At 71.2% G+C, this 25,569-nt stretch carries 16 protein-coding genes; 8 read left to right on the forward strand and 8 right to left on the reverse strand.

The window, feature by feature from the left end; translation table 11 throughout:
• Nucleotides 1–263: 263 nt before the first annotated feature.
• Nucleotides 264–2,999: a bifunctional acetate--CoA ligase family protein/GNAT family N-acetyltransferase gene (locus LXT23_RS08240; protein ID WP_253979558.1), complete on the forward strand. Its 2,736-nt coding sequence runs from the start codon at nucleotides 264–266 to the stop codon at nucleotides 2,997–2,999.
• A gap of 108 nt (nucleotides 3,000–3,107) precedes the next feature.
• Nucleotides 3,108–5,657 carry a DEAD/DEAH box helicase gene (locus LXT23_RS08245; RefSeq protein ID WP_253979559.1) on the forward strand — a complete coding sequence of 850 codons (2,550 nt, stop codon included), beginning with the start codon at nucleotides 3,108–3,110 and terminating at the stop codon, nucleotides 5,655–5,657.
• A gap of 33 nt (nucleotides 5,658–5,690) precedes the next feature.
• Here the strand turns inward: LXT23_RS08245 and LXT23_RS08250 are convergent, their stop codons facing one another.
• Nucleotides 5,691–8,741, reverse strand: a complete 3,051-nt coding sequence (locus LXT23_RS08250) for a hypothetical protein (RefSeq protein WP_253979560.1) — start codon at nucleotides 8,739–8,741, stop codon at nucleotides 5,691–5,693.
• A 126-nt stretch (nucleotides 8,742–8,867) separates the two neighbouring features.
• Nucleotides 8,868–9,386, reverse strand: coding sequence for a hypothetical protein (locus LXT23_RS08255; RefSeq protein ID WP_253979561.1), 519 nt, complete (start codon nucleotides 9,384–9,386; stop codon nucleotides 8,868–8,870).
• A 181-nt stretch (nucleotides 9,387–9,567) separates the two neighbouring features.
• Between LXT23_RS08255 and LXT23_RS08260 the strand changes: the two genes are divergently transcribed.
• Both LXT23_RS08260 and LXT23_RS50070 read left to right on the forward strand, forming a co-directional pair.
• On the forward strand, nucleotides 9,568–12,237 hold the full coding sequence (locus LXT23_RS08260) for a phosphoenolpyruvate carboxylase (RefSeq protein ID WP_253979562.1): 2,670 nt from the start codon (nucleotides 9,568–9,570) through the stop codon (nucleotides 12,235–12,237).
• 30 nt (nucleotides 12,238–12,267) lie between these two features.
• Nucleotides 12,268–12,981 (forward strand): hypothetical protein, encoded by a 714-nt coding sequence (locus LXT23_RS50070; RefSeq protein ID WP_267146687.1) that lies wholly within the window; start codon nucleotides 12,268–12,270, stop codon nucleotides 12,979–12,981.
• Nucleotides 12,982–12,994: 13 nt separating this feature from the next.
• On the opposite strand, the gene LXT23_RS08270 is transcribed toward LXT23_RS50070, so the two are convergent.
• Both LXT23_RS08270 and LXT23_RS08275 read right to left on the reverse strand, forming a co-directional pair.
• On the reverse strand, nucleotides 12,995–14,275 hold the full coding sequence (locus LXT23_RS08270) for an SGNH/GDSL hydrolase family protein (protein ID WP_253979563.1): 1,281 nt from the start codon (nucleotides 14,273–14,275) through the stop codon (nucleotides 12,995–12,997).
• A gap of 171 nt (nucleotides 14,276–14,446) precedes the next feature.
• Nucleotides 14,447–15,334 carry a hypothetical protein gene (locus tag LXT23_RS08275; protein ID WP_253979564.1) on the reverse strand — a complete coding sequence of 296 codons (888 nt, stop codon included), beginning with the start codon at nucleotides 15,332–15,334 and terminating at the stop codon, nucleotides 14,447–14,449.
• Between the two features lie 204 nt (nucleotides 15,335–15,538).
• Between LXT23_RS08275 and LXT23_RS08280 the strand changes: the two genes are divergently transcribed.
• A complete protein-coding gene (locus LXT23_RS08280) occupies nucleotides 15,539–15,904 on the forward strand; it encodes a TIGR02266 family protein (protein ID WP_253979565.1) in 366 nt (121 codons plus the stop codon).
• A 22-nt stretch (nucleotides 15,905–15,926) separates the two neighbouring features.
• Here LXT23_RS08280 and LXT23_RS08285 read toward each other — a convergent pair whose 3' ends face one another.
• The 4 genes from LXT23_RS08285 to LXT23_RS50075 all read right to left on the reverse strand — a co-directional run bounded on the left by LXT23_RS08285 (nucleotide 15,927) and on the right by LXT23_RS50075 (nucleotide 19,851).
• The gene (locus tag LXT23_RS08285; RefSeq protein ID WP_253979566.1) at nucleotides 15,927–16,427 is read right to left on the reverse strand and encodes a GNAT family N-acetyltransferase; all 501 of its coding nucleotides are present in this window, start codon (nucleotides 16,425–16,427) and stop codon (nucleotides 15,927–15,929) included.
• Between the two features lie 95 nt (nucleotides 16,428–16,522).
• Nucleotides 16,523–17,581, reverse strand: coding sequence for an alpha-ketoacid dehydrogenase subunit beta (locus LXT23_RS08290; protein ID WP_253979567.1), 1,059 nt, complete (start codon nucleotides 17,579–17,581; stop codon nucleotides 16,523–16,525).
• Between the two features lie 3 nt (nucleotides 17,582–17,584).
• A complete protein-coding gene (locus LXT23_RS08295) occupies nucleotides 17,585–18,592 on the reverse strand; it encodes a thiamine pyrophosphate-dependent dehydrogenase E1 component subunit alpha (RefSeq protein ID WP_253979568.1) in 1,008 nt (335 codons plus the stop codon).
• A gap of 125 nt (nucleotides 18,593–18,717) precedes the next feature.
• Nucleotides 18,718–19,851: a M50 family metallopeptidase gene (locus tag LXT23_RS50075; protein WP_267146688.1), complete on the reverse strand. Its 1,134-nt coding sequence runs from the start codon at nucleotides 19,849–19,851 to the stop codon at nucleotides 18,718–18,720.
• Between the two features lie 235 nt (nucleotides 19,852–20,086).
• On the opposite strand from LXT23_RS50075, the gene LXT23_RS08305 reads away from it, so the two are divergent.
• Genes LXT23_RS08305 through LXT23_RS08315 form a run of 3 tightly spaced genes read left to right on the forward strand, consistent with a single transcriptional unit; the run spans nucleotide 20,087 to nucleotide 25,341 of the window.
• Nucleotides 20,087–21,886 carry a PP2C family protein-serine/threonine phosphatase gene (locus tag LXT23_RS08305; protein ID WP_253979569.1) on the forward strand — a complete coding sequence of 600 codons (1,800 nt, stop codon included), beginning with the start codon at nucleotides 20,087–20,089 and terminating at the stop codon, nucleotides 21,884–21,886.
• Between the two features lie 21 nt (nucleotides 21,887–21,907).
• The gene (locus LXT23_RS08310) at nucleotides 21,908–24,424 is read left to right on the forward strand and encodes a tetratricopeptide repeat protein (protein WP_253979570.1); all 2,517 of its coding nucleotides are present in this window, start codon (nucleotides 21,908–21,910) and stop codon (nucleotides 24,422–24,424) included.
• Nucleotides 24,421–25,341: a PhnD/SsuA/transferrin family substrate-binding protein gene (locus LXT23_RS08315; RefSeq protein WP_407692876.1), complete on the forward strand. Its 921-nt coding sequence runs from the start codon at nucleotides 24,421–24,423 to the stop codon at nucleotides 25,339–25,341. The genes LXT23_RS08310 and LXT23_RS08315 overlap by 4 nt, the downstream gene beginning before the upstream one ends.
• Nucleotides 25,342–25,569: the final 228 nt, after the last annotated feature.

Consider the following 25,569-nt stretch of genomic DNA (forward strand, 5'->3'; position numbering starts at 1 on the left):
AAACCCTCCCGAGGGCCTGCCCATGTCATGTGTCTCGAAGTGCCCGGGGGCGTGCGGCGCTGGCACGGCATGGCTGCACGTGGGGGTCTTCCCGCCCTGGGGCGTGGAAGGAACCCTCATTCCACGAGGGCGCGCTCCCTCCGCCCTGTCAGGCAGGGGTCATCCGCGTCTTGAATGAGCGCAGAGCCGCAGTGGTGCCTGTCGCACGGAAGCCCGCGAGAGCCCTTGCGCGGGCCGGAGCGCCGCTTCAAACACGGCCTCTCATGGATTCGCGCACTCCGAAGACAGACCCGTCCTACAACGTGCTGCACCAGCAGCCCATGGGACAGCCGCTGGACGTCATCTTCTCGCCGCGCAGCGTGGCGGTTGTGGGGGCCAGCGAGCGCGCCGGCAGCGTGGGGCGCACCGTCCTGTGGAACCTCATCAGCAACCCCTTCGGCGGCACTGTCTACCCCATCAACCCGCAGCGGCCCAACGTGCTGGGCATCAAGGCGTGGCCGTCGCTGAAGGCCCTGCCGGAGCCGGTGGACCTGGCCGTCATCGTCACGCCCGCGGCGGCGGTGCCCGGCATCATCCGCGAGTGCGCGGAGCTGGGCGTGCGCGGCGCCATCATCATCTCCGCGGGCTTTCGCGAGACGGGGCCGGAGGGGGCTCGGCTGGAGGCGGAGATCCTCCAGGTGGCACAGGCGGCGCGGATGCGGCTCATCGGCCCCAACTGCCTGGGCGTCATGCGGCCGCCGAGCGGTTTGAATGCGACCTTCGCCGGCGCCATGGCCCGGCCGGGCAACGTGGCCTTCATCAGCCAGAGCGGCGCGCTGCTCACGTCCATCCTCGACTGGAGCCTGCGCGAGGCGGTGGGCTTCAGCGCCATCGTGTCCGTGGGCTCCATGCTGGACGTGGGGTGGGGCGACCTCATCGACTTCCTGGCCGACGACCCGATGACGCGCTCCATCCTGCTCTACATGGAGTCCATCGGTGACGCGCGGGCCTTCCTCTCCGCCGCGCGCGAGGTGGCGCTCACCAAGCCCATCATCGTCATCAAGGCCGGGCGCACCGCGCAGGCCGCGCAGGCCGCCGCGTCGCACACGGGCACGCTGACGGGCAGCGACGAGGTGCTCAGCGCCGCCTTCCGGCGCACGGGCGTGCTGCGCGTGGACTCCATCTCCGACCTCTTCTACATGGCGGAGACGCTGGCCAGGCAGCCTCGTCCGGCGGGGCGCAGGCTCACCATCCTCACCAACGCGGGTGGGCCCGGGGTGCTGGCCACGGATGCGCTGGTGGCCGGCGGGGGCGAGCTGGCGGTGCTGGGCGAGGACACGCGCAAGGCGCTCGATGCCTTCCTGCCGCCGCAGTGGAGCCATGGCAACCCGGTGGACGTGCTGGGCGACGCGGACCCGGAGCGCTATGCGAAGGCGCTGGAGCTTGCGGGCAAGGACCCGAACAGCGACGGGCTGCTGGTCATCCTCACGCCACAGGACATGACGCGGCCCACGCAGACGGCGGACCGGCTCAAGCCGTACGCGAAGCTGCACGGCAAGCCGGTGCTGGCGAGCTGGATGGGAGGCTCGGAGGTGGTGGCGGGGGAGCGCCTGCTCAACGACGCGGGCATTCCCACGTTCGGCTATCCGGACACGGCGGCGCGCATCTTCAATTACATGTGGCGGTACACGTACAACCTGGCCGGGCTGTACGAGACGCCGACGCTGGCGGAGGAGCCCGGCGCCCGCCGCGACGAGGCGCGCCGGCTGGTGGACGAGGCCCGCGCGGCCGGGCGCACGCTGCTGACGGAGTACGAGTCCAAGCAACTGCTCGCGGCGTACGGCATCCCCACGGTGGAGACGCGGCTGGCCACGTCGGAGGACGCCGCGGTGGCCGAGGCGGACGCGCTGGGCTACCCGGTGGTGGTGAAGCTGCACTCGCGGACGGTGACGCACAAGACGGACGTGGGCGGCGTGCGGCTGGACCTGGGCAGCGCGGACGCGGTGCGCGCGGCCTTCCGGGGCATCCGCGAGCGGCTGACGGAGCTGGGGCAGGCGGAGGCGTTCGACGGGGTGACGGTGCAGCCGATGGTGAAGCTGGACGGGTACGAGCTCATCATCGGCAGCACGGTGGACGCGCAGTTCGGGCCGGTGCTGCTGTTCGGCGCGGGCGGGGTGCTGGTGGAGGTGTTCAAGGACCGGGCGCTGGGGCTGCCGCCGCTCAACACCACGCTGGCGCGGCGGATGATGGAGCAGACGCGCATCCACCAGGCGCTGCACGGCGTGCGCGGGCGCAAGCCGGTGGACCTGGCGGCGCTGGAGCGGCTGATGGTCCGCTTCAGCCAGCTGGTGGTGGAGCAGCGGTTCGTGAAGGAGGTGGACCTCAACCCGTTGCTGGCGTCACCGGAGCGACTGCTGGCGCTGGATGCGCGCGTGGTGCTGCACCCGCCGACGGTGACGGAGGCGGAGCTGCCGAGGCTGGCAATCGAGCCGTATCCGCAGCAGTACGTGGCGCCGTACCGGATGGCGAACGGGGAGGAGATATTGCTGCGGCCGATTCGCCCGGAGGACGAGCCTCGGATGGAGGAGTTCCACCGGACGCTGTCGGAGCAGACGGTGTTCCTGCGGTACGCGGGGCTGATGCGGCTGAGCACGCGGGTGGCGCACGAGCGGCTGGCGCGCATCTGCTTCAACGACTACGCGCGGGAGCTGGCGCTGGTGGCGGAGCGCAAGGACGGCGTGCTGCTCGGAGTGGGGCGGCTGACGCGGCTGCGGGGGACGGGGGACGCGGAGTTCGCCATCCTCATCAGCGACCAGGTGCAGCGGCAGGGGCTGGGCACGGAGCTGCTGCGGCGACTGGTGGACATTGGCCAGGGGTGGGGGATGCGGCGCATCGTCGCGGACATCCTCTCCGGGAACCGGGCCATGCAGACCATCAGCCGGAAGCTGGGGTTCTCCATCCTCCAGCACGAGGAGCTGGCCCCGGACATGGTCAAGGCGGTGAAGGTGCTCGGCCCGTAGGGGGAGGGGCTCCTGCCGGGCGGGAAAGCGTTCTCCTTCACGCACCGTGCGCCGGCAGGTGATTTTTCCCGGTCATGGCCCCGCCCGCCGCCTAGAGTCCAGCGTGTGATGGCCACCTCCGAGAACCAAGCGCCGCTCGCCGCCCTGCTCCCCAAGCCGGGAGAGCCACCCCTGGACGCGGACGAAATCCTCAACCGCTTCGTCGGCTATGTCGCCACGAACGGGCTGAGCCTCTATCCCGCGCAGGAAGAGGCCATCCTCGAGCTGCTGGGGGGCAAGCACCTGTTCCTGAAAACGCCCACCGGCTCCGGCAAGTCGCTGGTGGCCACCGCGCTCCACTTCAAGGCCATGGCCGAGGGCAAGGTCTCCTTCTACACCTGCCCCATCAAGGCCCTGGTGAACGAGAAGTTCTTCGCCCTGTGCGACGCCTTCGGCGCCGAGAACGTGGGCATGCTCACCGGCGACGCGAGCATCAACCGCAACGCCAAGATTCTCTGCTGCACGGCGGAAATCCTCGCCAACCTGGCCCTGCGCGACGCGACGGCCCGCGTGGACTACGTCGTCATGGACGAGTTCCACTACTACTCCGACAAGGAGCGCGGCGTGGCGTGGCAGCTGCCGCTCATCGCGCTGAAGGACACGACGTTCCTCCTGATGTCCGCCACGCTGGGGCCCACCCACGTCATCGAGGAGAGCCTCCACAAGCTCACCGGCCGTGAGGTGGCCACCGTGCGCAGCGACCAGCGCCCGGTGCCGCTGGACTTCGACTACCGCGAGTCCGCCCTGCACGAGACGATCGAGGACCTCATCGCGCGTGGGAAGTACCCCATCTACCTGGTGAACTTCACCCAGCGCGCCGCCGCCGAGCAGGCGCAGAACCTCATGAGCGTGGACTTCTCCACCAAGGAGGAGAAGGAGGCCATCCGCCAGGAGCTGATGGACGCGCCCTTCGACACGCCCTACGGCAAGGAGTTCCAGCGCTTCCTGCGCCACGGCATCGGCATGCACCACGCGGGCCTCTTGCCCAAGTACCGGCTGCTGGTGGAGAAGCTGGCGCAGCGCGGGCACCTCAAGGTCATCAGCGGCACGGACACCCTGGGCGTGGGCGTCAACATCCCCATCCGCACGGTGCTCTTCACCCAGCTGTTCAAGTTCAACGGCGAGAAGCTGACTACGCTCAGCGTGCGCGACTTCAAGCAGATTGCCGGCCGCGCGGGCCGCAAGGGCTTCGACACGCAGGGCAGCGTGGTGGCCCAGGCGCCCGAGTACGTCGTGGAGAACATCCGCCAGGCCGCCAAGGAGGCCGCCGGCAAGAAGAAGACGCCCAAGGCCAAGCCCCCCCAGAAGAACTTCGTCCAGTACGACAAGAGCACCTTCGAGCGGCTCCAGAACGGCATGCCCGAGCCGCTGGAGTCGCGCTTCGCGGTGTCGCACGGGATGATCCTCAACCTCCTGCAGAGCGACCACGAGGCGGCAGGGCGGGGCGGCTACCGGCGGCTGGTGCAGCTCATCCAGCGCTGCCATGACTCGGACTACCTCAAGAAGCGGCACCTCAAGGAGGCGGCGCGCGACTTCCGCACGCTGGTGGGCGCGGGCATCGTCGAGGTGGAGCGGGGCCAGGATGGCTCCGGCGCGCGGGTGAAGGTGGCGGGCGAGCTGCAGCACGACTTCAGCCTCAACCAGACGCTGTCCTTGTACCTGCTGGAGACGCTGGAGCTCTTGGACCCCACCACGGACACGTACGCGCTGGACGTGGTGACGCTGGTGGAGTCCATCCTCGAGAACCCGGACGTGGTGCTCTACGCGCAGCTGCACCAGCTCAAGGGCGAGAAGATCAACGAGCTGAAGGCGCAGGGCGTGGAGTACGACGACCGGATGGAGGAGCTGGAGAAGCTGGAGTGGCCCAAGCCCAACCGCGACTTCATCTACGGGACGTTCAACGCGTTCGCCCGGAAGCACCCGTGGGTGGGCGAGGAGAACATCCGTCCCAAGTCGGTGGTGCGGGACATGTTCGAGCGCTTCATGTCCTTCCACGACTACGTGCGCGAGTACGGCCTGCAGCGCAGCGAGGGCGTGCTGCTGCGCTATGTGAACGACGTCTACAAGACGCTGGTGCAGACGGTGCCGGAGCGCTTCCGCACGGAGGAGGTGGAGGACTTCTGCGACCACCTGCGCGCCACGCTGCGGCAGGTGGACTCCAGCCTCCTGGACGAGTGGGAGCGGATGAAGAACCCGGAGGCGGCGCTGGTCGCCAAGCCGGTGGTGGAGCTCAAGCCGAAGGAGCTCACCGACGACCCGAGGGCCTTCGCCGCCCGCGTGCGCGAGGAGCTGCACCGGCTGCTCAGGGCGCTGGGCCAGAAGCGCTACCTGGACGCGCTGGCCATGCTGGACAACCCGCTGGGCGAGTGGACCGCGCCCAAGCTGGAGCAGGCCATGGTGCCGTACTTCGAGGAGCACAAGCTGGTGGTGCTCACGCCCCAGGCGCGCAAGCCCGCCAACAGCTTCATCAAGGAGACGGGCACGCGCCTCTGGGAGGCCCAGCAGCGCATCATGGACCCCGAGGGCCACGGGGAATGGATGATCGACTGCGAGATTGACCTGAGGGACCGCCGCCTGGACGACGGCCCCATCCTCATGCTGCGCCGCATCGGCATGTAGCCGCCGGAGGGGCCGCTCCGGCGGCTCCACGCCTCACAGGGTCTTCTGCGGCGGCCTGTGCGTCTGCTTCTGCCGCTGCTCCACCTTCTTCGACTCCTCGGTGAGGTACTGCTTCATGCGCTGCATGTCCGCCTTGTACTCGGGCACTGTGTTCATCTTGTCGAAGAACATCTCCCAGTGCTCGCGCTTGTCGCTGTTGGGAGCCCGGTACGTCTCGGTGCTGGCGGCGAACTCCAGGAACGCCTGGCGCGGATCGGACTTCCCGGCGCCGTAGGTGTCCATCATTCCCAGGATGGCCGAGGCCGGGAGTCCGTAGGCCGTGGTCAGGTTCGTCAGGTTCTCGATGTGCGCGGGCTTGGCAAGGAGCTCCGGGCACTTCATCGCGAGCTGCTGGATGTCCTCGCCGCGCATCCCCTTCTCGTAGAGCTTCTTGATGCTGGCAGGGTCGGCCTTCAAGAGGGTGGAGTAGAGGGGGTCGGTCACACCGGCCGCCTGCAGGTTCTTCTGGATGTCCTCCTTTTTCTCCTGCGCCTCCTTGCGGTCGAAGTAGACGGAGCCCGCGGTGCCCAGGATGAAGAGGACCCCTCCGGCAATCTGTCCCGCGACGGGAACGACCTGCAGTGCGGCCGCGGCGAGGATGAGTCCTCCCGTGGCGGAGGCGGCCCCGGCCAGTGCCTTGCCTTTCTCACCGTCCTGGTAGTCGCCATAGGCCCCGAGCCCGTCTGCGACGGCCCCAAGCAGGTTGCCGACACCTGCCAGCTTGCCGAGCGCATTCAGGAACGGGCCGTCCAGTCTGCCCATCATCTGCATCATGAGGGTCGCACTGTCGCCAGTGAGGGCGGCGCCGTCACCGATGGTCTTGAGCTGGTCCTTGAACTCGGCTTCCGTGAACTTGCGCGACCCGTCGAGCACGCCGACGAGCGAGCACACCGCGGCGAATGCACGGACCGGCCCGACGACTCCTGGCGCTCCACCGGCGAGCCCACCTGAAAGCTCCTGGAACCGGGCCCGGGCCATGTCCGGTGTCACGCCTGGACCGGGCGCTACCAGGTCCTTGAAGGCGGCAGTCAGGTCCTTCATCTCCTCCGGCCTGCAGCCGAAGAGGGCCGGGTGCTTCTCCATCGTGCTGATGATGTCGTTGATGGCGTCGGGCTTGCCGGCGTTCTTCAGCACCAGGTAGCCCATGGCCTTGGTGTAGGCGGCGGTGTACTTGGTGTAGACGTCCGTGCCGGCCTTGCCGAGCTTCGCCGGATCCAGCAGGTCATCGAGGGGGGAGGGCTGGTTGTTGGCCTGCTTCTCGATTTCCTTCTGGAGGAACTTCTGGCCGGCTTCGGTGTTGAGCAGGTCGGGAAGCTGCTTGTTCACCTCATGTGACTCGACGCGCAGCCCCAGCATCCACTGCGGCTTCGACGGGTCGAAGTCCGGCCCGAGCGACTTGGAGGACACCAGGCACCCCTGGAGGTTCCGGGCCGCTTCTTCGTACTCGCGGTACTCCGGCTTGCGTGCCTGAAAGTCCTTGATGGCCCGCTGCTGTTGCTCCGGAGTGAGCGCGGGGCCCATCGACGCGAGGAACTTCGCGAGGTCGGTGTTGGCCTCTTCGTACTTCTTCTTCTTCTTCTCGAAGTCCTCTCGGACCGACTTCATGCCCTTCACCAGGTCCGTGCCCAGTTCGTTGGCGGCGGAGGTCTTGCCGCTGGCGTGGAGCTGATGCGCGAGCGTCGCTCCCAGCTCCGCGCCACCGGGGGACATCACGAGCTCGGTGAACAGGGACTTCATCCCCGGCGGGAGTCCCTGGGCGGGGATGCCCGCCACGAGGTCATTGACGAGTGCCTTGGTGAGCTCGGGGTCGCCGGCCTGTGTTGCCTGGGCGAGCATGCGGAGAACGGCTGTGGTGTCCGCCTTGTTCGTGCCCTTGAGCGCCTTGTCCGTCAGCTGCTTCAGCTCGGGCTTGAGCTGCGTGAGCAGCTCCTTCTGGTACGCCGGGTTCGGGTTGCCCGCGAGCAACTCGCGCAGGGCGTCCGCGCCCTTGCCGGTATTCTCCGCGAGGGCCTTGCGCATGGAGTCCACGTCGGCCCGTACGGCATCCGCGATGGGGATGGGGAGCGTTGTTCCGAAGAGGCCCTTCTGCTTGTCGGCGGAGAGGGTCGCTGCGTGGTGGGCATCGCGAATCTTCTCGGCCTCGGGGAAGGGTGGCTGCTCCTTCGTGCCCTCCGACGCCTTGTTGGCGGCCTTCTGGGCCTCGAGTGCCTTGTTGGCGGCATCGATGGACTCCTGCTTCGCCGCGGCCTCGTGAGGGGTGCCCTTCGCCTGCTCCGCCTTCTTCGCCGCCTCCTCCGCCTTCTTCTTCGCCGCCTCCGCGTCCGCCTTCGCCGTCTGGAACTGCTGCTCTGCCTGGGCGCGGCGCTCGACCACGTCCGCCGAGGTCGCCGACGGGGAGGACGCGTCCGCCACCATCATCGACTGGAGCTCGGGGGAGACCTTGGCCTTTTCGATGGCCCGCGCGCGCTCGGGAGAGCCCGGGGGCGCGTCGAGGATCTTCTTGGCCTGACCGCCTGGAATCGTGCCCACCGGCTGGTAGTGGGGCTGCTCCTTGAGAAACGCCTCCGTCGAGTCGTAGCTCTTCTTCGTCGTGGGGTCGTAGACCTTGGAACCCTGGCGGATGAGCACGTGGCCGGACTGGCCCTCGGCGCCCGCGCGGTTGTCCTTGAGGAACAGCAGCTCCGAGCGGCCTCGAATCTCGGGCGATGCCAGATCCAGCCAATCGGCGGCCGCGTCCAGGCAGTTCACCTGCCCGTCACGGGTGTCCTCGGTGAGCAGGTTGCTCGCGGGGGGCGCGCCCGAGTCCAACTGGGGGCCCTTCAGTTGATTGGCGGCCTCGAAGGAGGAGCGGTACCGCTGCTGGGCCTGCTGGGCCTGCTGGGCCTGCTGAGCCTGGCGGGCGGCTTCTGCCTGCCGTGCCAGCTCCGCCTGGCGGGCGGCCTCGGCAGCGCGGCGAGCGGCCTCGGCGGCGCGGCGGGCCTCTTCCGCCTGGCGCGCGGCAATGGAGGGGTCGACGGCGGAGCCAGAACCTTCGGGTAGACGCATGGGGGCCTCGGGGCGAACGTCGCTCACTGGCTACGAGCGCCGCACCGCACCGTCGTCCCAACTAAATCGAACAGCTCTCCTGTGCTCCGGAGGTTGCCGGAGAGCCCCAGGCCGGGCCTCCGGGCCTCAGGTCTCCGAGGCGGGAGCCTGGGCCGCGTCACCCGCCGGCTCCGCGGGGACGGCCTCTGGCTCCGCGGGCGTGGCCTCGGCCACCTCCAGCTCGCCCAGGGCATCCGGCGCGAGCACCCACTGCCAGTCGAGCGTGCTCAGGACGACGCGGTCCGTCTCGCAGCGGACCTCCAGCTCCGTGTCGGAGATGGTCCACGAGCCGAGCCACACCGTCGTCGTGCGGACGCACTCGGACTCGCCGCACTCCTCCGTGTCCGCCACCCACACCCGGCCCTCCGGCACGGCGGGGCAGGACAGGGGCTCGGCGGAGCGGAGCATGGGCGCGTCGAGCGAGTCGAGGGCCTCGGCCTCCAGCAGGGACTCCATCGACTCCGGGGCCACCACGTCCCGGGAGAGCGCGGCCCGCGCCTCTTCGGGCACCTCGTCGTGGCCGGCCTCGGCCTCCTGCGCCAGCGCCATGGGCGCGGCCAGCCAGCCACACAGCACCGTCACCATTCCAATCCGCGTCGTCTTCATTGCCTCGAGCTCCCGGGCCGCGAACTCGTGCGCGGCCTCACGGGAGGGGTGTTGTGCAAGGCGGGGGCCGACCTCCCGTGTGGCTCCGGGGCCGCGGTCCCGAGGGAGCCAGCGTCGGGTGCTGGGCGGATGGCCACACGGCGCCGGGCACCAGACGCGGTGCGGCGTTACGGTGCGCCATATGGCCCGACTCCGTGCCCTGGACCCGCCGCTGCGACGTGACGTCCGCCTGCTTGGCCGGCTGCTCGGCGAAGTGCTCGTCGAGCAGGAAGGACAGGTGCTGTTCGACCTGGAGGAGGAGGTGCGGCGCCTGGCGATTCAGCGCCGGCGCGGGCCCGTGGCGGGCCGGCGCGCCTCGGCGGGCGAGCTGGCGGAGGTGCTGAAGCTGCTGCCGCTGGAGCGCGCCGAGCCCGTGGTGCGCGCCTTCTCCGTCTACTTCCAGCTCGTCAACCTGGCGGAGCAGCACCACCGCATCCGCCGCGCGCGCCTCCACGCGAGCACGGCCACGGCCCGGCCCCAGCGGGGCTCGCTGGAGGCCACGATGCTGGCGCTCAAGGCGGAGGGCGTCCCGGCGGCGCGCGTGCGCGAGGCCCTGCACGCCATGCGGGTGACGCTCACCCTCACCGCGCACCCCACCCAGGCCGTGCGCCGCACGCTGCTGGAGAAGCTCTACCGCATGGCGGGCCTGCTGGAGGAGCGCGACCGGTGCGCGCTCACGCCCCGCGAGTCCGCGGAGAACCTCGCGTCCCTCCGGGAGGAAATCACCACCCTCTGGCAGACGGACGAGCTGCGCCGCGAGCGGCCCACCGTGGGCGACGAGGTGAAGAACGCCCTCTGGTACGTGGAGGAGGTGCTCGCCGAGCAGCTCTCCCAGGTCCCCGAGCTCCTCGACTGGGCCTTCGAGCGCGCCTACGGCGAGCCGCTGGGGACGGTGGGCACGCCGGTGCGCGTCCACTCCTGGGTGGGGGGGGACATGGACGGCAACCCGCTGGTGACGCCCGAGGTGTTCGCGGACACGCTGCGCGCGCATCGCGCCCGGGGCCTGCGGCGGCTGCTCCATGACCTGGAGGGGCTGGGCGGAAGGCTCTCCCAGTCCGAGCGGCATGCTCGGCCCTCGGAGGAGCTGGCGCAGTCGCTGGAGCGCGACGCGGCGGAGCTGGCGGAGGCGGAGTCCCGAATCCGTCCGCGCACCCAGGGCGAGCCGTGGCGCCACAAGCTGCGCTTCATGGAGGAGCGGCTGCGGCGCGCGCTGGACTACGTCACGGCGCAGCGCGCCGGTGAGGCCAAGGACATGCCCGCGGGCGCCTACCGCACGCCCGAGGTGCTGCTGGGGGACCTGGACGTGCTGGCGCGCTCGCTGGAGGAGGCCAAGGGCTCTCACGCGGGGCTGCGGCAGGTGCGCCAGGTGCGCGAGCGGGTGTGCGCGCTGGGCCTGTCGCTGGCGGAGCTGGAGGCGCGCGTGCCCGCCGAGGACGCGGTGAGCGCGGCGGCCTCGCTGGACGGAGGACCGCCGCCTTCGGAGGGGGGCACGCGGCTGCTCGCGGTGCTGGCGCGGCTGCGCGAGGCCCAGGCCGAGTCGGGTGAGCCGGCGTGCCGCACGCTCATCCTCAGCATGGCCAGCACGGCGGAGGACGTGCTCGCGGCCTTCCGGTGCGTCCGGCACGCGGGCCTGTGGGACGCGAAGCGCGGCTGCGCCACGGTGGACGTGGTGCCCCTGTTCGAGCAGCTCGGCGCGCTGGACTCCGGGCCCGACGTGCTGCGCACCCTCTTCGCCCAGGCGGAGTACCGCCGGCACCTGGACGCGCGTGGCGTGCAGGAGGTCATGGTGGGCTACAGCGACTCCGGCAAGGAGGTGGGGCTGCTGGCGGCGGCCGCGGCGCTCTACCGCGCGCAGGTGGCGCTCACCGAGACGGCGCGCGAGGCCGGGGTGCCGCTGCGGCTGTTCCACGGGCGCGGCGAGTCCGTGGCACGCGGCGGCGGCCCGGCGCAGGAGGCCATCCTCGCGCTGCCGCCAGGCTCGGTGGCGGGCTTCTACAAGGCGACGGAGCAGGGCGAGGCGCTGGACCACAAGTACGCGCGGCCCGAGCTGGCCCGGCGCACGCTGGAGCTCATCCTGGGCGGCGTGCTGCTGCACACGCTGGACGCGCAGCCGCGCCCCGCGCCGGAGGACGAGCGCGCCTTCCGCACCGCGTTCGACACGCTGGCGGAGACGGGCCGGCGCGAGTACCGCGGGCTCGTCTGGGAGGACCCGCGCTTCCTGGAGCTGTTCACCGCGGCGACGCCGGTGGAGGAGATTGCCTCGCTGCCCATCGGCTCGCGCCCCAGCAAGCGCAAGGCGGGAGGGCTGGAGACCCTGCGCGCGATTCCGTGGGTGTTCGCCTGGACGCAGAACCGCGCCATCCTCCCGGGCTGGTATGGCGTCGGCTCCGCGCTGGAGGCGTACTCGCGGGAGGAGGGTGGGGCGGCGCTGCTCGCGCGCATGTACCGCGAGTGGCCCTTCTTCCGCGCCGTCATCGACAACGTCACCATGGTGCTGGCCAAGTCGGACATGGCCATCGCCGGGCGCTACGCGGCGCTGGCCCCGCGCTCCACGCGGCCGCTGTGGCGGCGTATCCAGCAGGAGCACCGCCGCACGCGCAAGCAGGTGAAGCGGCTGACGGGGGAGCTGAAGCTGCTGGACAACAACCCGCAGCTCCAGCGGAGCATCTCCCTGCGCAACCCCTACGTGGACCCGATGTCCTTCCTCCAGGTGGAGCTGCTCAAGCGCAAGCGGGAGGGACAGCCCGACGTGGACCGGCCGCTGCTGCTCACGCTCAACGGCATTGCCGCGGGCATGCGCAATACGGGCTAGGGTGCCCCAGCACGGCCACGAGGAGCAGGGATGCCCAAAGACACGTTCAGCGTCGTGGAGGTCAACCCCAAGCACGGCTTCGCGCGCCTGCGCCTGGAGGGCGCAGAGGGCCTGCTCCACGCGCCGCTGTACCCGGAGGAGGAGTCCTCGCAGCCGCCGCTGCAGCTGAAGGAGGGCGACCGCGTCACGGGCCAGCGGCGCGGCCAGTCCGTCACCGGGGTGGAGTGGGTGTCCCGGGTGGAGCCGCCGTGGGAGCTGGTGGAGCGGATGGGAGAGCTGCTCGCGAAGCTGGAGAAGTGGGAGCTGCGCATCCCCGCCACCGCGTTCGACCTGGCCGAGCACCACTGGCGGCAGAGCCGGGCGGACCCGCTGCACCTGGAGCTGCTCTCGCAGCTGCCCACCTTCTTCGACTGGGAGCTGTCCCACCCGTACGAGGACGCCTCGCTGCTGGAGCGACTGGAGGCGGCGATGCAGCCCTACCTCCCGGGCTTCCAGGTGCAGCCTCTCAAGGGACGCTCCGCCTTCCTCCTGCAGCCGGGCGGCGTGGAAGTCGCGGCGGGCGAGGGCACCCGGGAGGCCCCGGGGACCACCTTCGCGCCGCTGCTGATGAAGGTGGACTCGCTGCTGGAGGGCGCGGGCGCGCCGGTGCGGTGGGTGCCCACCGAGGAGGACTGGATTCTCGCGCCGCCCGGGCTCGCCGACCTGCTCGTGCTCCACGGCGTGCTGGGGCCGCGCCCGGCCTGACGGCGGGGTGGGGCTACAGTCCGCCGCGCTCGCGCAGGACTCGCGACACCTCATCAGCCATCAGCCGGTGGCCCTCGGCGGTGGGGTGGATGCCGTCCGCCTCAAGCCCGTCGATGAAGAGGTGCACGTTGCCCGGCTGGCGCAGCACCGCCTCCAGGTCGATGACCTCCGTGCCGCTGCCGCCCTTGCGCAGCCAGTCGTTGAAGGCGAGCCGCTGCACCTTCACCACCGCGTAGGGGCTGTGGTTGGACTTCTCCTTGGGCAGCAGCGTGCTCACCCACACCTTGCAGAAGGGCGTCAGCCGCTCGACCATCCGCAGCAGTCGCGCCTGGAGCTGTGCCAGCGAATCCTCCTCGCCCAGGTCATTGGTGCCCAGCAGGACGAGGCAGTCGGTGATGCCCTGCAGCGCGAGCACCTCGCTGTCGAGCATCTCCAGCGCGTCGTAGTAGCCCTGGCCGCTGACGCCCGCGTTCACCACCGGCACGCCGAGCTGCGCCTCCACCAGCGCGGGCCACGCGTTCCGCGTGTCGTTCTTCATGTCCATGTAGCCCTCGGTGATGCTGTCGCCGAGCGCCACGAAGGCCCGCCCCGTGGGGCCCTCCACGTCCACCGTGGCCACGCCAATCGCGCGCTCGAAGGGCTGGCCTCCGATGGCGCCGGGCACCGCCGCATGGGTTCCGCTGCGCGAGTAGCTGCCCGGGAAGGCGTCGATGGCGCTCGCCGCCAGGGCGCCGCGCACCTCGAAGCTGATGGCCAGGTCGTCGCGGAAGGACACCGGGAAGTCCACCGGGTCCGACGTCACCAGGGCCCGCGCCTGCGCGGAGAAGCCCGGCTTGCCGTCGAACGTGAGGGACACCGGCATGGACGCCAGCGCGCCGTCGGTGCCGGCCTTCGCCACCGTGGCCCGCTGGAGCGTCAGGCTCCCGTCGCCCGCGCGGAACGTCACGCGGATGCGCCCGCCTTCACGCGCCACCGGCACGCGCATGCGGAACGTCACCACGCTCCCCACGCCGTGGGACCAGCGCAGCGCCTGGTGGAAGCCGGGCTGGAACGACGCATCCGGCGGTGACTCCGGTGGCGGCGGTGTGGCCCGCACCGTTCCGTCATCGTTCAGCACCAGCGCTGGGGCGACTTCGATGGGCGCCGCCGGCGCATCGCTCTCCACTGACGAGGGCGCGCTCGTGTCTTCGGGCAGCGCCTCCGGCGGAAGCTCTCCGGTGGTGCTGTCCGCACACGCCACCAGCAAGCCCCCCGTGCACACCACGACTCCGAGCCACGCCCGCCACCCTCTCATCCGTGCACCCTCCCGGCGCTAGAGGATGCTCACAGCCGGGCTTCGTGACAGGCCGATAACAGGGGGGAAGTGCCCCCCTTCGCGATGCCTGCCCCCTCGCCTGGTAAGACGGGAGAGGTGCCAGACGCGCATGGGTGTGGCACCGGGTTCCCAGGGTGGGCAGTCCAGCTGTCACGGGACGCAGGCGCCCACACCGGGATTGTCACCCAGTGGACTGCACCTGCCGGTGGCGCACGCGGGCGTCCCCGAGGGCCTGCACAGCGCGCGGCACGTGAGCCCGCTGCCCGGGTTCACACACGCGCTCCCCTCCGCGCACTGGTTGCTGAACTCGCAGGACTCGCCCTCGCCGCGCGTGCCGATGCCCGCGCACACCGGGCCGGACGTGGACGGGTAGCAGCCGAGCGGTGACGTGCAGCCCTCGCCGAAGGGGTCGCACCGCGCCGACGGCGGGCCGCACACCAGCGGCAGCTCCGTCGTGCCCTCCAGCCGCAGCACCGTGTTGCACTCACCGGCCTCTCCGCACTCGGGCGAGGCATGGCACAGCCGGCGGCAGGCGAAGCTGCGGCCCCCGCCGCTCCCAGGCTCGTCCTTGCAGTACAGGCCCTGCTGGCACGTGTCGTAGGAGACGCCGCCGTCCGTGGGCGCCAGCGTGCATGGGGCGCCCTCCGCCACCGTCCCGGCCGGCACGCACGCGCGACGCCGCTCGCTGCCCTGGAGCACGTACGTGCACCGCTGGCCCTCACCGCAGTCCTGGCGGACGACGTCGCACCCGGCCGCGAAGCACCGGCTCCCCGTGCCTCCCCCCGGAAGGTCCGCGAAGTGGCAGCTCTGGCCCGCCGCGCAGCCCTCCTGCCGGGCCACGTTGCACGCGAAGTCCGAAGCCTGCCCCCCATCCCGCGGCCCGCCGTCCCGCCCGTTGCCTCCACCATCCCCCGGGTCAACCGGCACCCCAGCATCCTGCTGTGGGGTTGGCCCCGGCCCGTTGTCGTCGTCATCACATCCCGCCGCCCAGAGGGCCAGGGCCAGGGTTCCAGTCAACACCACCAGGCGCGCACGCATCCCGAAGCTCCCGATTCGAAGTACCCAGGGACTTAGCTGACGGAATCCGATACAGGGGGCCCCCTTGAATCGGGGCTGGAAAGCAGCGGACACTTGGCCGACACCCGATTCCCCGGGGTTGGCCCGGCGCGTCACCTCGGGGGGACCTGGGTGGACAGTCAGCAGTGTCGCCAGGAGCGTCGAACGTGGGGGTAGCGGGTGCGCATGACAACCAAGGCGGCGGATGACATGGCAGGTGGGGACCTGAGCGCATTCGCGAACCGGCGAACGGACGAGCGCGTTACCGCCCGTTTCGAGGTTCGCTTCGAGCAGACGCAGGACGCGGCGCGAGCGCTGCGTGCGTACTCCATCAACATCTCCGCGGGCGGGCTGTGCCTGCGCACGCGGAAGGCCTACGACGTGGGCTCGCAGGTGCGCCTGTCCATGGTCATCGAGGGCGAGGAGTTCCACCTCGCCGGCATCGTGGCCTGGGTGCGCGACGAGGCGGAGGCCATCGGCGTGCGCTTCACGGACATGAACGACGAGGACCGCGCCCGGCTCCAGCGCGTGGTGGACAGCTTCAAGCGGTGAGCAGCGCTGGACGGGGCGGCCGCTACTTCGCGCCGCCCTCCGTCTCCAGGTGGCGGAACACGCCCGAGTCAATCTCGGAGAAGCCGCAGGCGGCATAGAAGCTGCGCGTCTCCGGGGTGCTGGCCATGGGCGAGACGAGCTGGAGCTGCTTCGCGCTCAGCACCTTGCAGCGCTCCAGAATCTGCCGGATGAGCGCCCGGCCCACGCCGCGCCGCCGCCAGGACTCCGTCACCACCAGCTCGTCGATGGTGGCCACGCGCCCGCGCAGCCGCAGTTGCGGCCGGTGGGAGAAGGACACCATGCCCACGGGCCGGTCCTGCGGGTCCCCCGCTACGAAGATTTCAATCTCCGGATGGCTGACGACCCAGTGGACCGTCTGCTGGTCGGTGCCCTGGGGATAGCCGAGCTCTCGCAGGAGCAACGCCATGGCCTCGGCGTCACCCCGGCGGGCGCGGCGGATGCGGAAGGCGGGAGCTTCGGCGCCTGAGACGGCGCTGACGGTGCGGACGATTGGCTGGGACAAGGCAGTTTGGAGTCTAACGAAAGGGCCGCCGTCCCTCCAAAGAGGAACGACGGCCGGTTACCCCCCGCAAACCGGGGTGACTGTGGGTGTGGCGCTTACGGCTGCTCGCCAGCAAGCGAGCGGATGGCGTGGGTGATGTCGCCCTGCTGGGGCACGGAGGCCATCTCCAGGCTGTCCGCCAGGCCGATGCCAGGGAGGAACTTGCCTGCCAGCAGCCGCGGCGGCGCCAGCAGCGAGTAGAAGAGCTCCTCCACGGTGCGGCGCACCAGGTGCTCGCCGAAGTTGGTCACCTCGGTGTCCTCGTTGACGTAGAGGACGCGGCCCGTCTTCTGGACGGACTCCTTGATGAGCTCCCAGTCGTAGGGCCACAGCGAGCGCAGGTCGATGACCTCCGCGCTGATGCCCTCGTCGGCCAGGGTCGCGGCGGCCTTGGCGCACAGGGGCAGGGTGCGGCCGTAGCTGACGACCGTCACCTGCGAGCCCTCGCGCACCTTCTTGCCCTTGCCGAAGGGCACCGCGTAGGCCTCCAGCTCCGGCCACTGCGGCTTCCAGTTGGTGCGCAGCTCGCCCAGCGGCGCGTCGATCATCTTCGACAGCACCTTGTCGTCGTCCGGCTCGCCGGGGATGCGCTCCTCGCCCTTCACGCGCAACAGCGCCTTGGGCTCCAGGAACATGACCGGGTTCTGGTCCTTGCAGGCGGAGATGAGCAGCCCGTACGCGTCCAGCGGCGTGGAGGGCATGACCACCTTCCAGCCGGGGATGTGGGTCATCGTCGCGTCGAACGAGTGCGAGTGGTAGATGGACCCGCGGATGCCGCTGCCCACCGGCGTGCGCACCACCATGGGCAGGTTCCAGTCCCCGTTGGTGGACCAGCAGGTGTTGCCCGCCAGCTTGAGCAGGTCGATGGTGTTGTAGACGTAGTCGCAGAACTGGATTTCCGCGACGGGACGGCCGCCGCCCATGGCGATGCCCATGGCCGCGCCGATGATGCCGCGCTCGTCGAGCGGGGAGTTCCACGTCGTCTTCAGGCCCTGGGTGCAGGTGAACACGCCGCCCAGCGGCATGCCCACGTCCTCGCCGAAGATGTCCGTCACACCGAGGTTCTCCTCGGCGTAGTGCAGGGCCATGCGGATGGCCTGTGCCATGTTGGCCATGGGTTACTTGTCCTCCGCGTAGATGTGCTTCCAGATGGAGTCGGGCTCGGGCTGGGGCTCGTCGCGCACCTGACGGGCGGCGGCGGCCAGCTCCTCGGTGTACTTGTTGCGCAGGTCGTCCATCTGCTGCCGCGTCATGAAGCCTTCCTGCTCCAGGCGCGCCTCGAACTGCTTGAGGCAGTCCACCTCGTCGCCCACGAAGTTGGCGCCGGAGGCGGAGGAGTGGCCGTAGAGGCGGGAGACCAGGGCCTCGATGAAGTACGGCTTGCGCTCCTTGCGCACGTACTCCATGGCGGCCTGGATCTCCTGGTAGGCCTCGACGGGGTCATTCCCGTTGATGGTCTTCGCCGGGATGTTGAAGGCCTTGGCGCGGTCGCTGATGCGCGTCTCGCCGTGCTGGCCCTCGCCGGAGGTGGAGATGCCCCACTTGTTGTTGGTGACGATGATGAGGATGGGCAGCGGGTTGGCGGGCCGCGAGCTCCACACCAGGCACGAGGCGAAATCGCCCTCGGCCGTGCCGGCGTCGCCACCGGTGACGATGGTGATGCCGTCACCGCCGACGCGCTTCTGCATCATGGCGGTGCCCGGGGCGACGGCGTACTGCACCTCGATGGGCGAGGACACAGGCGCCACGTTGTACTTCTTCAGCGAGAAGTGGCCCGCGAAGTTGCGGCCGCCGGAGTACGGGTCCGTGGCCGTGTTCTTCATCTGCCGCAGCGCGCCGATGGGCTCCTCACCCAGGGCCATGAGCGTGCCGGACTGGCGGTAGTGGGCGTGCAGGTAGTCGTACTCGGGGCCCTGGCCCTTCTTCATCAGCATGCCCAGGGGGACGTTGAACGCCTCCTCGCCGGGGCCGCCAATCCAGAAGTACCCGTGGCCCTGCTTGTACATCTGGATGAGGCGCTCCTCGAGGGCGCGCGTTTTGACCATGAGGTCGTGAATGCGGAGCAGCAGCTCCTTGTCGAGCTGTAGCGGCGCGGACGCTTCTTTGATGAGACGAGGTCTAGACACGCGCGGGCTTCCTCTGGCTGGAGGGGATGCCCCTATAACCCGGATGCGCCCCCTCCACTCAAGGCTGCTGATGGCCCTCCTGCCGGCCTGTCAGGCGGAAGCCACCTTCTGGCGCGGCGCGGCAATCAGCGGCGCTCATCCGAGTTAGAAATTGCTTCGGCACGCGCGGCCAGCGTCTCGTCACCCGCGGCCCGCGCCCGCTCGGAGATGAGGGCCAGCGTGTCGTCGCCCAGGTGCGCGGCGCGAGCGCCCTCCAGCAGCGCGGCCACCTCCTTCAGGCGCCCGGTCTCCAGCAGCGCCAGGACGAGCGCATGGCCCGTGCGAGGGGAGGGTGACTTCGCGAAGGCGGACTGGAGCGGGCGCACCGCCATCGCCGCCAGGCCGCCGTCCAGCAGCAGCTCGCCCACCATTCCCGGGTCATGCGGCCCCTCGGGGGCCTCCGGCTCCACCACGGGCGCCGGGGCGCGTCGTGGCGCGGCCGGGGCCTCGGGCGGCGCGGCGCGCGGGCCGCTTCGCAGCTCGCCCATCAGCTGCTCGACGGACACCGCACCGGCCTCGGACCTGCGCCGCGAGGCGGCCCGGCGCGGGGGTGGGGCAGCGGAGCGCTGGAAGCGGACCTCCTTCGGCAGGCGGCGGAGCTGCTCGAAGTTCATCACGCCGAACATCATCGCCAGCAGCCCCATCCACACCATGCTCCACCAGATGGAGAGGGCCAGCACGCCCAGCGCCGTGGCGATGCCGATGCCGTGCAGCACCCGCTCGTACCGGTAGCCGCTCCGGGCGCGCACCGCGGAGGCCAGCAGGTGCCCCCCGTCCAGGGGCTGGAGGGGCAGCAGGTTGAAGAGGCCCCAGCCCACGTTGACCCAGACGAGCTGACGCACCGCCTCGCCCGCGAGCCCTCCCTGCTCCCCCAGGGGCGTCAGGCGCGACACCGCCCAGACGAGCCCGCCCAGCAGGAAGCCCATCCCCGGCCCCGCGAAGCTCACCCACGCGGACTGCCGGTGCGTGAGCTGCTCCGTGTCCTCTGCCGTGGTGGTGCCGCCCATGCCGTGCAGCTCGATGCCCGCGGGACAGCCGTACCGGCGGAAGGCCAGCGCATGGCCCAGCTCATGGAGCAGCACCGAGACGAAGACGATGGCCAGCCACATCGCCAGCCGCCCGGGCTGCTCGAGGAGGCCCCAGCCCGAGGCGAAGGCAATGAGGAAGAACAGCGGGTGGACGCGGACCGGGAAGCCGGCCACGTGGAAGTGGGGCCGCATGCGCCCTCAATGCTAACCGGTGCCTCCCGAGGACGCCCGGTGAAGGGGCAGGGAGACGCCTGCGCACCCTGCGTGAAGTCCATTCACAAGCTTCTCGTCCCAGGCCCACTCCGGTTCGTCCCTCTCCGTGGGAAGTGGGGTGGGGGGCGCTACCTCGCGAAGCGGGAGAAGTGCGATAGAGTCGCCACTCCCCCGCTCCCTCGTCGCGCCCCGGCGCGACCCCCTGGGTGTGCCCTTGTCGAGCACGAACACACGCCTGAAGCCCGCCCCCCAGCCCGATGGCGCTCCGGACTCCGCCCCGCCGCCCGCCGAGCGGACTGGCACCCGTGAGGTCACCGCCACCGGCACGGGCACCGGCGCCCGCGAGTCCACCGCCACGCGGCTGACCAGCCCCGTGGGCCTGGCCCACGCGGAGGCCACCAGCACCCTCATCGCCCCGCTGGAGGCCGGCGAGCTGCCCAACGTGGCCGCCATCCGCGGGCTGCGGTTGGATCAGATCCTCCTGCTCACCACCGGCGTGCTGGTGGTGCTCATCGTCGGCCTGCTGGCCTCGCTGTCCGTCGCCTCCACGCAGTCCCAGTTCGAGGAGACGGCCCGCCGCTCCACGGAGCGCATCCAACTGCAGGCCCGCGAGCTCGGCCAGACTGTCGGACAGACGCTGGCGCTCACCTCCGCCACCAACCTGCGCGACAACAACTACGCCTTCCTCGAAGAGGTGGCGGGCTCCATCGTCAAGACGAACCCCAACATCCTCCGCGTGCAGATCTTCGACCCCGAGGGGACGAAGATGGCGGACAGCGAGGAGAAGGGCGCGCAGGAGGCCGCTTCCGGGGAGACCCACGAGCGCGTCGCCGAGCGGCGCATGGTGAGCGCCTTCTACCGGGGCCAGCCCGTCTCCGAAATCCAGGAGCCCATCGACTACGGCTCCAGCAGCGGCAAGGGCCTGGTCGTCATCAGCTACTCCCTGGGCGAGCTCCAGCGGCAGCTGGAGATCCTCGAGAAGGACAAGCGCGCCACGGTGCGCGCCAACACCCTGCGCATGCTCGCGCTGGGCCTCGGCTTCGTGGTGGTGGCGGGCGTGCTCGTGGCGTACCAGAGCCGCCGCATCACCCGCCCGCTGGGCATGCTCACCAACAAGGTGATGCAGCTGGCCTCCGGAAACCTCGGGGCCCGCGCCGGCACCGCCCGGGGCGCCGGCCGCGAGGTGGTGACGCTGGGCGTGGTGTTCAACCACATGGCCGAGCGCATCAAGGTGCTGCTGGACGACGTGCGCGCCAAGGCGCAGCTCGAGCGCGAGGTGTCGCTTGCCCGCACGGTGCAGGAGACCCTGCTGCCCGGCCGCGACGCCGTGCAGGTGGGGGCGCTGCGCATCGCCGGCCTCGTCGTCACCGCGGACGCGTGCGGCGGCGACTGGTGGTTCCGCGCCGGGCTGGACGAGCAGCGGGTGGTCATCGGCATCGGCGACGTGACGGGCCACGGCCTGTCCACGGCCCTGGTGGCCACCAGCGCCACCAGCGGCTTCGCCTCCGCGATGACGCTGCGCGAGCCCTCGCAGGTCAACGCGCAGATGCTCATCACCGCCCTCAACGTGACGCTGGCCAACGTGGGGCGCGGCGAGCACCAGATGTCCAGCGCCCTGGCCGTCATCGACGTCACCAACGGCCTCATCGACTACGCGGCCGGCGCGCACCCCAGCCCCCTGGTGTTCAACAAGCACAGCGGGCAGGTGGCGTCGCTGCCGGCGCGCGGGCCGCTGCTGGGCGCGGCCGTGACGTCCCAGTTCACCTCGCGCCAGGCGCAGCTGCGCCCGGGTGACGTGGTGGTCTGGTACACCGACGGCCTCACCGAGGCGCGGGACGGCGCGGGCAAGCTCTACGGCACCCAGCGCCTCGCCGCCGCCGTGCAGGCCCATGCCCACCTGTCCGCGGAGGCGCTGCGTGACGCGCTGCTCGCGGACGCACGCGCCTACAGCGCCGGCCAGCCGCAGCGCGACGACATCACCGTCGTCGTGGCCGAGTTCAGCCCCGTCGCCTGACCTTCCTGGGAAACCGCCCTCATGCGCCGCACACCCCGCACCCCGTCGCCGCGCCGCCTCACCACGGCGCTCGCGCTGCTGGCCTCCCTGGCCGGCCCTCCCGCGCTCGCGCAGTACCGCCCTCCGCCCATGTCCGAGTCGCAGCGGCTGGTGAAGGAGGGCGAGACGGCCCAGGTGGCCGCCAGCGCCGCCAGTGCCTCCGGCGACAAGAAGGAGGCCGAGGAGAAGTACCGCAAGGCCCTGGCCCTCTTCGAGCAGGCGCTCGCCGCGGAGCCGGGCTCCGTCTCCGCCGCCGCGGGCGTGGGCGCCGCCGCCAACGGACTCCAGGACTGGCAGCGCACGGTGGACCGGGTGCTGCCCGTGCAGGCGGCGAATCCGGGCGAGCTGTCGCTGGCGTACCCGCTGGGCGTGGCCCTCTACAAGCTGCGCCGCTTCCCGGAGGCCGTGCCGCTGATGGAGAAGGTGGCCGCCGCGGACAGCGCGGAGCACCTCATCGTCCAGTACTACCTCGCCAGCTACTACCTCTATGCGCAGCAGGGCGACGCGGCGGTGACGCGGCTGCAGCGCTACCTGGCGCTGCGCCCCGCGAAGCTGGCCACCAACGACTTCCAGATTCACGAGCTGCTGGGCCGCGCGCACGTGCTGCGCCGGGACGTGGCCGCCGCGCGCGCGTCCTTCCAGCAGGCCCAGGCCGGGCGGCCGGAGTCGCCCGGCGTGCAACTGGGCCTCGCCAGCGTCCTGGAGCTGGAGGGCCGGGTGGCGGAGGCGCGCACGCTGCTGGAGGGCGTCACCACGCGCTTCCCGCAGGCGGCCGAGCCGAAGGAGAAGCTGGCACGCCTGTACCTTACGGCGGGCGACGTGCCGCGCGCGGAAGGGCAGGCGGTGGCGCTGGTGAAGCTGGGCGGCACGCCCGCGGCGCATCTCTTGATGGGTGACGTGCGGCTGGCGCAGAAGCAGGCCGCGGCCGCGGAAGGCGAGTACCGCAAGGTGCTGCAGCTCCAGCCGGGCCTCGTCATCGGACAGATGGCGGTGGGCAAGGCGCTGCAGGCGCAGGGGCGGCACGAGGAGGCCATCCAGTTTCTGGAGGCCGCGGTGCGCTCGGGCGCCAACAGCCTGGAGCTGTGGGCCAACCTCGGCTCCGTCAACCGCCGCGCGGGCCGCTTCCAGCGCGCGGTGGAGGTGCACCGGCGCGTGGTGGAGATGGCGCCGCGCCAGGCCCTGGGCTGGACGCTGCTGGGCGCGGACCACTTCGCCACCGGCCAGTGGGACCAGGCCATCGAGGACTACGCCAACGCCCTGCAGGTGGAGCCCAACCACGCCGGCGCCAGGCAGTGGCTGGCGCGCGCGCTGGCCCACCGCGCCCGGGACAGGGCGGGGGCGGGGCGCCTGGATGACTCCGTTCGAGACCTGCGCCGCGCCTACGATTTGGACCGCAGCGCGCCCATGGCCCGCCGGCTGGGCGCCGCGCTGCTGGAGACGCGCGCCTTCGCCGACGCCCGCAAGGTGATGGAGCAGGGCGCCACGCTGCCGGGCGCCACCTGGCGCGAGGGGCTGCTGCTGGGCTACGCGCGGCTGGCCTCGGGGGATGCGCAGGCGGCGCTGGAGGCCTTCACCGCCGCGGGCAAGCGGACGGAGGAGCCGGACGAGCAGGCCGAGGCCTCCGTGGGCGCCGCGCTGGCCGAGGTGGAGCTGGGCCAGGTGGATGCCGCCGTGCAGCGGCTGTCCGATGTGGGCCCGTCCAAGGTCGCCGCGGGTGTGGCCGAGGCCAACCTGCCGCGCGTGCTGGTGCGCCGCGCCCTGGCCCGCCTGGAGGCCGGCGACGCGGAGGCCGCGGAGCGCGACCTCGAAGCGGTGGACAAGCTGGGCACGGGCAAGCGCTTGGACCTGGCGAAGCTGGCCCTCTTCACCCGGGGCCTGGCGCGCGCGGAGGCGGGCCGCCATGCGGAGGCGAGCGCCGCCCTCAAGCGGGCCCTCACCCCCGCGCAGCGCTGGGCCTGGCCCAACACGCGCGCCCTGGCGGATGCCTTCGTCCTCTACAAGAAGGGGCAGGTGGCCGCCGCGCGCAAGCAGCTGACCGCCGCCTCGAAGAAGCCCAACCCCGGGCAGCCGAAGTGGCTGACGGCCATGACGGGCGCGCTCCACCGGCGCGAGGCCGGGCTGGCGTACGCCTCCGGCAACATGAAGCTGGCGGAGAAGGCCCTCAAGGCCGCGCTCGCCGGAGACCCGGAGGACGCGCTGGTGCAGCACAACCTGGCCTGCGTGGACTGGCGCAAGGGCAGGGCGGCGGACGCGCTCACCACCTGGCGCCGGCTGGAGTCCTCCGTGCCGGTGGCAGCCCTCAACCTCGGCATCGACGCGCAGGAGCGCCGCCGCGAGCCCGCCGAGGCCGTGGACGCGTGGCGCCGCTACCTCGCCTCGGGCACCGGCCCCCGCATGGCCCAGGTGCGCGAGTGGAAGGACCGCCTGCAGAGCCTCCACGGCCTCGGCGAGCCTTCCGGCGCCACGCCCGCCGCGGCCACCGCGGAGGAGACCCCATGATGACGACGAAGGCACACCGCTTCCTCCTGGCCGGCCTCGCGCTGGCCTGCACCCTGGCCGCCGCTACGTCGGACGCGGCCGCGAAGAAGGCCACCGTGGGCGTCTTCCTCGCCACCACCCTCACGGACGGCCAGGAGCGCTTCCAGTACGCGGAGGCGCTCGCCGCGAAGCTGACCGACGCCCTGGGCCGCCCGGTGGCCGCCAAGAGCTTCGGCCGCTACGAGGACTTCTCCCGCGCGGTGAATGACGGGCTGGTGGACTTCGCCGTGGTGGACGCGTGGGCCGCCGTGCAGCTCGGCGCCCGCGCGAAGCCCGTGGCCTGGGCCTCCCGCGCCGGTGACACCCAGCAGCGCTGGGCCATCGTCTCCACCCAGAAGGGCGCCGTGAAGGACCTGGCAGGCAAGCGGCTGGCGCACGTGAAGGGCGCGGGCCCCGCCGACCCGAAGTTCGTCACCCACGTCGTCCTCGGCGGTGACCTGGACGCGCAGCGCCATTTCAAATTGGCGCCCGTTCCGAACGTGGAGTCCGCCCTGAAGATGCTGGAGGCGAAGGGCGCGGAGGCGGCGCTCGTCCCCCTGGCACATGTGCCCAAGGACGTGCGCGTCCTCTTCCGCAGCGCCCGGGTGCCGGGCGCGGTGCTGGTGGACCTGCGCAACCAGGAGGACGCGCTCGCCGGGGCGCTGGGCTCCGTGGGCGCGGTGGCCCCCTTCGACGCCTTTGCCCGCGTCCAGGGCAAGGACTTCGAGGACTTCCGCCGCCTCGTCGCCCAGGGCCCGCCCCGCCGCCAGCCGGTGCTCGCAGAAGGGCCGGACCTCCGAGTGGACGCCGAGGTGCTGGTCCGCTCCGAGGAGCTGGGCCCCGCCCTGCCGTCCTTCGCCGAGGACCTGGCCGTCGCCGCCGAGCAGCCGGATGACTGAGGACGCAACACGAATCCTGGGTCGCCGATAACCGAGAGCCTTCTTGAGTTTGCAGGGAATGAGAGCCGCTGACTTGGCCCGGCAGGGGCTCTGGGGTACTTTAAAAACCGACGGCACGAGCGTTCAGGGGGTGAAGCTTCGTCCGAAAGGACGATTGCCCTGAGGCCGGGCCCGCCAACCGGGGCGTACGTACAGGACCGTGGGTGCCCCCCTCACTCACGGATGTGA

The sequence above is a fragment of the Pyxidicoccus xibeiensis genome (assembly GCF_024198175.1).
GTDB lineage: Bacteria > Myxococcota > Myxococcia > Myxococcales > Myxococcaceae > Myxococcus > Myxococcus xibeiensis.